Here is a 6,850-nt window from a genome sequence, read left to right as displayed (position 1 = left end):
CCGAAGGGGGCGTTTCACGCCTTGAATCGCCCCCCTTCGGGGGCTAAGCCCCAGCCCTCGGAAAAGGTGGGCAAAGATGGGGGCGTTGCCCTGGGCTATCCTATTTCGGTCCTTCGGAGCTCCCGCAGCCACCGACAACTCCGGCCCACACCCCGCGCGGGCAGGCTCTGCCGCCGTCTGCCTCGCGGGCGCAGGTGGTGAGAGAGGAGGGTCGCGGCCGCCCGGCAAGGTATCACAGGAATCTGTGATTGACAACAGGCGCTCCAATGCTATGATAGGCCGCAGAGGAGGGCACCCTATGATCGCGGTCAGCGTTGCCGATCTCAAGAGCGACGTGGAGCGACACCTCGACGCCGTGGCGCGCGGGGAGACGGTGGAAGTGTGGCGCCGCGGGATGCCCGTGGCCATTCTGGCCCCCGCCCCGAGCCGCCCGCTCGTCCGCTGGAAGACGTCCAACGCCCTGGCCATCGCCGGCCTGTCCCTGAGCAAAGAGGTCATCGCCACCCGGGAGGAGAACCCCTGATGCGTCTGTTCCTCGACTCGTCGGCGCTGGCGAAGCGCTACGTGCGGGATGCCGGGACCGACCGCCTCGCGGCGCTGTGCGCCGAGGCGGACCAGGTGATCGTCAGCATCCTGGCGCTGCCGGAACTCATGTCCACCCTCAACCGCCTGCGGCGCGCGGGCCGCCTCTCCGAGAGCGACTACGCCACGATCAAGCAGGACGTGCTCGATGACCTCGAGGAGGCGACCACCATCGAGCTCACGCCGGGCGCCGTGCGGCAGGCGGTCGCCTGCCTGGAGCGGGCGCGGCTGCGCTCGTCGGACGCGCTCCACCTCGCGTCCGCGATGGAGGCCAGCCCCGACCTGTTCGTCACGGCCGACCGGCGCCAGCGCGGGGCGGCGATCAGCGCGGGCCTCAAGGTCGAGCCCCTCGGCCTCCGGGAGCGCGCGCTTCCCAGGACCCACGACCGCGCTGCCGATGCGCAGGATGAAGTGGCCGCGTCGTGACCGGCGCGGCAACCCCGCCAGAACCTCGCTCGTTCCGCGCCCGTCGCTCCGCGGTCCGGGTCGCGGCACGTGGCCTGCTTCCACGACTTGACACGGCCGGTCCCGCGGCTAGAATGAAGCCGGCAACCGAGGCCCGCTGGCGACTCCTGGGGTCCGCGATGCTCGAGCTTCAGATGCTGCTGGTGACGCATGGCCTGGCCCCGCGCCTCAAGCGCCCGGGCCAGCTCGCAGGAGTGCTGTCGCTCGCCTGCGACATGCACGTGTACCCGGAGTCCGTCATCGGCCACGACCGGGCCATCTACTTCCTGGCGCGCAGCCGCTACGACAAACACCTCGGGATCGCCTACGACGCGCTGAAGCCGCCCGAGTCGGCTGCGTCGTTCGAGGGCACCGCGGAGCCCTGCGAGCTGGAGGGGATGCGGGTGGGGGTCAAGCTGTGCCCCCGCAGCCACGCCAACGCGGCCGCGCTGCGCGCCCGCGTGCCGTTCCTCGCCCCGCAGTGCCTGGGCCTGGCGCCCTCGTTCGGCTTCGGCGACCGCCTGGGCCTGGCCACTCCCGGCCACGTTCGCGCGCTCGCCCGCTCGGGCCTGAGGCCCGTCTTCGCCCAGCAGTCCGTCCGCGAGATGACCCGTACGGGGCGTGCGCCCCACCAGGTGCTCGACGACGCGATGTGGGGCGTGTTCCAGGAGGGCTTCCGCGAGGGCTTCGGGGCCGACGCCGATCACCTGAAGACCGCCGAGGACGTCGAGGCCTGCGCCGCGGCCGGCTTCACGCTCTTCACCCTCGACCCCGGCGCGCACGTGGATGATACGGCCGATGCGGCCTCCCCAGGCCAACTCGCCGACAGGTTCGCCGCCCTGCCCTGGGACGCCCTGGAGAGCGACGCGAGCGCGTGCCTCGCGCGCTACACGGGGTCCGGCGCCGAGCTGCCGCCGGGCGCGAGCCTCGAATGGAATGAGGCCGACGTGCTCCGCGCCGCGGCCAAGTATGGGCGGGCCATCGCCCACACGGCCCGCCTCTACCGCCACCTCGCCAGGGTCAAGGGGCACCAGCCCTTCGAGCTGGAGATGTCGGTGGACGAGACGGCCTCGCCCACGTCCCCCTTCGAGCACTACTTCGTCGCCTGCGAGCTGCGGCGCCTGGGCGTCCAGTGGGTGAGCCTCGCGCCCCGGTTCGTGGGGCGGTTCGAGAAGGGGGTGGACTACCTGGGCGACCTGGCGGCCTTCGAGCGCTCCTTCGCGCAGCACGCGGCAGTGGCGCGGGCGCTGGGGCCCTACAAGCTCAGCCTTCACTCGGGGAGCGACAAGTTTTCGATCTACCCCATCGCCGCCCGGCTGGCCGGCGACCTGCTGCACGTGAAGACGGCCGGCACCAGCTACGTGGAGGCGCTCCGCACCATCGCCCTTGTGGCCCCCGAGCTCTTCCGCGAGATTCTGGACTTCGCGTGCGAGCACTATGGGGAGGACCGGGCGTCCTACCACGTGTCGGCCGACGTGGCCCGTGTGCCGCGCCTGGCCCATCACAACGACAGCGAACTCGCAGCCACGCTCGACCAGTTCGACACCCGGGAGGTGCTGCACGTGACCTATGGCTCGGTGCTCAATGCCAAGGCCGCCAACGGCTCGTGGCGGTTCCGCGAGCGCCTGTTCGAGACGCTGCGCCTGCACGAGGACGTGTACGGCCGCCTCCTCGAGCGGCACCTGGGCCGGCATGTGGCCCCCTTCACGAAAGGATGACGCATGACGCGGGACGAGTTGGGTCGCCTCTTCGCCCTCGAGGGCAAGGTCGCCGTGGTCACTGGCGCCGGGGGCGTCCTCTATAGCGGCATCTCGAAGGCCCTCGGCGCCCTGGGCGTGAGGCTGGCGATCCTCGACATCCGCGAGGACGCCGCCCAGGCCGTCGCCGCCGACGTCAACAAGGCCGGCGGCGACGCCATCGGCGTCCCCTGCGACGTCCTCAAGCGCGAGAGCATCGAGGCCGCGCGCGACGCCGTCGTCCGGCACTTCGGCCACGTGGACATCCTGATCAACGGCGCCGGCGGCAACCACCCGAAGGCCACCGCCACCGACCAGCTCGCATTCTTCGACATCCCGCCCGAGGCGACGCGATGGGTCTTCGAGCTCAACTGCCTCGGCTCGATCCTCCCCTCCCAGGTCTTCGGCAAACACATGGCCGAGCGCAAGGAGGGGGTCATCCTCAACACCTCCTCGATGTGCGCCTTCACGCCCCTCACCCGCGTGATCGCCTATTCCGCGGCCAAGGCGGCCGTGAGCAACTTCACCCAATGGCTGGCCACGCATATGGCGAGGAACTACTCCCCCGCCATCCGCGTCAACGCCATCGCCCCGGGCTTCTTCCTCGGCGACCAGAACCGCTACCTTCTCGTGGACGAGAAGACCGGCGACCTCACCCCGCGCGGCAGGACCATCATCGAGCACACGCCCATGGGCCGTTTCGGGGTGCCCGACGACCTCATCGGCACGGTCGTCTGGCTTCTCTCGCCGGCCGCCGCCTTCGTCACAGGGATCGTTGTGCCCATTGACGGCGGCTTCTCCGCCTTCAGCGGCGTGTGAGCCCCACCACCCCCAGCGACCGAAAGGACCAGGAACCGATGCCAGACCCCCAGGCACAGCTCAAGGCGTTCACCCCCAAGGCCAGGTTTTTCGTCGGGATCGACTCCGATGGCTGCGGCTTCGATACCATGGAGGTCAAGCACAAGTTCTGCTTCGCGCCGGCCGTGCTCGAAGCCTTTGGCCTGGCGGCACTTGCTCGCATCCTGCGCGACGTGTGGGACTTCGTGAACCTGAACTCCAAGTCCAGGGGATGCAATCGTTGGCTGGCCCTCAAGGCCACGTTCGAGCACCTCGTCGAGCTCAGCCCCTACGAGCGGTTCAAGCCCTTCCTCTCCGCACACCTCGACGTAATCAATGACTTCATCAAGACTTCCGAGCAGGACAAGCGTGTGAAGCTCAGCAACGAGGGGCTCCTCCTCTACGCCTCAGCGAAGCTGAGCATCCCGACCGCCCAGCTTCTCTCGCAGTGCATCGTGGCCGACCCCGCGGGCGTGGCCACCTCGCCCATGGGCCGCGCCATCGTCACCGCGCCCGCTTCGCCCGAAACGTGCCTCATCCGCCTCATCTACTGGACGCATCTGGTCAACGCCCTCGTCGAGCTGTACGTCTTCGATGTTCCGCCCTTCCCCCACTGCCGTCGAAGCCTCGAGAAACTGGCCGGCCATGCCGACATAATCTGTGTGTCTGCAACCCCTTACGAAGCGCTCGCCCGCGAGTGGGAGGAGCACGGCATCTCCCAATATGCCGCGGTGATCTGCGGCCAGGAGCAAGGCAAGAAGGAGGAGCACCTCGCCATCGCCGCCAAGGGCAAGTACCCGCCGCACCGCATCCTGATGATCGGCGACGCCCCGGGCGACCTCAAGGCGGCCCGGGCCAACGGCGCCCTCTTTTTCCCGGTCAACCCAGGCCACGAGGAGGAGTCCTGGACCCGCTTCTTCAACGAGGCCGCAGATCGTTTCCTAGCTGAGACTTATGCCGGCGACTACGAGGCCGCCCTCATCAGGGAGTTCGACACCTACCTGCCATCCTCCCCTCCCTGGAAGAAGTGATGCCCGACCTGGCCCCCTTCTCCCTCGCAGGCCGCGTCGCCCTGGTCACCGGAGCGAGCCGCGGCATCGGCCGCGCCTGTGCGCTCGGCCTCGCCCGCGCAGGAGCCGACGTAGCCCTGGTCGCCCGAGACCCCCAGGCTTTGGCCTCAGTGGCCTCAGAGATACAAGCCTATGGCAGGAAGACGTTTACGCGCGTTGCCGACCTGGCGAGCCCGATGGTCTGCGACGCAGTCGTGGCCGACTGCTCTGCGGCCCTCGGCACCATTGACACCCTGCTCTACGGTGCCGGCGTCACCCGCCGCGCCCCGGCCCAGGAAGTGGAACTCGGCCAGATAGACGACTGCCTCGCCGTCAACACCAAGAGCGCCTTCGCCACGGCCCAAGCCATTGGCAGAAGGCTGCTTGCGGCGCGCAAGCCAGGCTCTCTCATCTTCATCGCCTCGCTCATGTCCCGCGGCGCCCGCCCCACCACGATCCCTTACGGCATCTCGAAAATGGCCCTCACCGGCGTCGTGCGGGGCCTGGCCACCGAGTGGGCGCCCAACGGCATCAGGGCCAATGCAATCGCGCCGGGCTACGTGCGAACCGACCTTGCCGCAAAGGTTTATGACGACCCGATACTCCGCGAGTGGGTCACCAGCCGCATCCCCCAGGGGCGCTGGCAGGAGCCCGAGGATTACGCCCCCATCGCCGTCTTCCTCGCGTCCGAGGCTTCGCGGATCATCACCGGCCAGATCATCTTCGCCGATGGCGGCTGGACCGCCGCGCTGTGAGCGGCTGGCTGCCCCTCCCCTTCGCCGTTCCGGCGGCGACGTCCGTCACGGGCATCCCACGAATCGGGCTTGGCGTCGGCTCGAAGGCGGTCCGCCACTATTTCCATAGCAGACGCACGAGGCCCTTGAGGAATCCCTTCGGCGATTGCCGCTGCTTCCATTCCTCCTGAAGCTTCGCCCGATGCGCCTTCTCCTCCTCGGCAAGCAGCTTGAAGACGTGGCGTATCTTCAGGTCATCGGCCATCTCGCTGAAGACCCAGTACAGCTCCCAGGCGGCCTTCTCGGCGCGGATGGCGAAGCGGTAGGCTCCCTCGGCGTCCACGATCTGGTCCGCGGGCAGCTTTCCGCCCTTGGGCCTGGGCAGTGAGTTCAGCCCATCGCCCGGGAGCGACACGTTGCCGCTCTTCTTCATCCTCAGCAGCTTCTTGAAGTGCGCCGTCTCCTCGTCCACGAAGCCCTCGAACACTCTCCTCAATTCCGCCGTCCCGGCTTGCCGAGCAAACGCCTTATAGGTGATCACGGCCTTCTGCTCCTCGCCGAGAGCATAGTCGAGGACCTCATCCACCGACTTCCAGAGGTGTTGCATCCAGATTCCCCCGCGAGCGTGCCGAGTGCCCGGAACCTCCCCTGCTCCCCCAATATGCCACAGGCGCCGCACGGTGTCAATCGCGTTGCGCGACGGGACCATGGTCCCTAGTTCTGGCCACCGTCGCCACGGAGGCATCCAGGCCGTGCCGGTTCCCTGCCTCCATCACCCCTGTGAGACCAGAAGTGGCGCAGATGGGCAGAAACGGCAGGGAAAGGCCCCGGCCCGCCCGGGAGCCATACTTGCTCAAACTAGAGGGGGAGGGAATTGAGCAAGTATGGGCGGGAAGGCCGCAGAGCCGCTCGGATCGCCAAAGCGCCATACTTGCTCATCTCTCGGGGGCGGCAGAGGTGAGCAAGTATGGCGGCGCGGTGTCTGGTTTGCAGGACTCTGGCGGCGAGCGGGGCGCAGGCTCTCCGTGGCCATGTTCGCGCGACGGCCCGCCAAAGAACCGCTTGACAGCGCGGGCCGCCGCCTGTAGAGTCCCTCGACCCCCGCGCCGCCCGGCCCGCCCGTTGTGGGCAGGGCCGCGGCGCGGGGAGCCGCCGCCCTCGTCGCAGGAGCCGCCCGTGAGTTTCGGGAAGTTCATCGTCATCCCCATCTTCATCGCGCTGCTGGCCACGAGCATGATGGTGCTCGACATCTACAAGGAGTCGACTCTCCGCCACTTCGTGCCGTGGATCGCTTTCCAGGCGTGGGCAGCGTACTTCCTGGCGGGCTGCACGCTCAAGGGCGGTGTGAAGGTGCTTCTGGCCTACCTCGGCGGCGCCGCGGCCAGCGTGGCCATCATGGAGCTGGCCGGCGTGTTGACTGACTGGAAGCTCGGGCAGTGGGCCGTGCCCGCGGCCGTGTTCCCGGTGG

8 protein-coding genes are annotated in these 6,850 nt (G+C 68.6%); 7 read left to right on the top strand and 1 reads right to left on the bottom strand.

Annotation, left to right across the window (positions count from 1 at the left end; genetic code table 11):
- Window positions 1-298: 298 nt before the first annotated feature.
- The 6 genes from PLE19_23640 (at window position 299) to PLE19_23615 (ending at window position 5,403) form a co-directional block, all read left to right on the top strand.
- Complete coding sequence (locus PLE19_23640; GenBank protein HPD17942.1) at window positions 299-523, top strand: hypothetical protein; 225 nt, start codon at window positions 299-301, stop codon at window positions 521-523.
- Window positions 523-1,008, top strand: coding sequence for a type II toxin-antitoxin system VapC family toxin (locus tag PLE19_23635; GenBank protein ID HPD17941.1), 486 nt, complete (start codon window positions 523-525; stop codon window positions 1,006-1,008). Before PLE19_23640 ends, PLE19_23635 begins: the two co-directional genes overlap by 1 nt.
- A gap of 113 nt (window positions 1,009-1,121) precedes the next feature.
- The gene (locus tag PLE19_23630) at window positions 1,122-2,744 is read left to right on the top strand and encodes a tagaturonate epimerase family protein (protein HPD17940.1); all 1,623 of its coding nucleotides are present in this window, start codon (window positions 1,122-1,124) and stop codon (window positions 2,742-2,744) included.
- Between the two features lie 3 nt (window positions 2,745-2,747).
- Entirely contained in the window at window positions 2,748-3,581 is an 834-nt protein-coding gene (locus tag PLE19_23625) for an SDR family oxidoreductase (protein HPD17939.1), read from the top strand.
- Between the two features lie 38 nt (window positions 3,582-3,619).
- Window positions 3,620-4,630 carry an HAD hydrolase-like protein gene (locus PLE19_23620; protein HPD17938.1) on the top strand — a complete coding sequence of 337 codons (1,011 nt, stop codon included), beginning with the start codon at window positions 3,620-3,622 and terminating at the stop codon, window positions 4,628-4,630.
- Entirely contained in the window at window positions 4,630-5,403 is a 774-nt protein-coding gene (locus tag PLE19_23615; GenBank protein HPD17937.1) for an SDR family oxidoreductase, read from the top strand. The genes PLE19_23620 and PLE19_23615 overlap by 1 nt, the downstream gene beginning before the upstream one ends.
- A 97-nt stretch (window positions 5,404-5,500) precedes the next feature.
- Here PLE19_23615 and PLE19_23610 read toward each other — a convergent pair whose 3' ends face one another.
- Window positions 5,501-5,989: a ferritin family protein gene (locus tag PLE19_23610; GenBank protein HPD17936.1), complete on the bottom strand. Its 489-nt coding sequence runs from the start codon at window positions 5,987-5,989 to the stop codon at window positions 5,501-5,503.
- A 569-nt stretch (window positions 5,990-6,558) separates the two neighbouring features.
- On the opposite strand from PLE19_23610, the gene PLE19_23605 reads away from it, so the two are divergent.
- Window positions 6,559-6,850, top strand: a 292-nt coding sequence (locus PLE19_23605) for a DUF1097 family protein (GenBank protein ID HPD17935.1), incomplete at its 3' end; no start/stop codon positions are given.

Source organism: Planctomycetota bacterium, from assembly GCA_035384565.1.
Taxonomy (GTDB): Bacteria; Planctomycetota; PUPC01; order DSUN01; family DSUN01; genus DAOOIT01.
This window is presented reverse-complemented; position numbering and strand designations above follow the sequence as displayed.

What these genes read in the sequence shown, in the direction of transcription:
- PLE19_23635 (HPD17941.1), top strand. Translation starts at nt 523, where the DNA reads ATGCGTCTGTTCCTCGACTCGTCGGCGCTGGCGAAGCGCTACGTGCGG.
- PLE19_23640 (HPD17942.1), top strand. Translation starts at nt 299, where the DNA reads ATGATCGCGGTCAGCGTTGCCGATCTCAAGAGCGACGTGGAGCGACAC.
- PLE19_23625 (HPD17939.1), top strand. Translation starts at nt 2,748, where the DNA reads ATGACGCGGGACGAGTTGGGTCGCCTCTTCGCCCTCGAGGGCAAGGTC.
- PLE19_23615 (HPD17937.1), top strand. Translation starts at nt 4,630, where the DNA reads ATGCCCGACCTGGCCCCCTTCTCCCTCGCAGGCCGCGTCGCCCTGGTC.
- PLE19_23630 (HPD17940.1), top strand. Translation starts at nt 1,122, where the DNA reads ATGAAGCCGGCAACCGAGGCCCGCTGGCGACTCCTGGGGTCCGCGATG.
- PLE19_23620 (HPD17938.1), top strand. Translation starts at nt 3,620, where the DNA reads ATGCCAGACCCCCAGGCACAGCTCAAGGCGTTCACCCCCAAGGCCAGG.
- PLE19_23610 (HPD17936.1), bottom strand. Translation starts at nt 5,989, where the DNA reads ATGCAACACCTCTGGAAGTCGGTGGATGAGGTCCTCGACTATGCTCTC.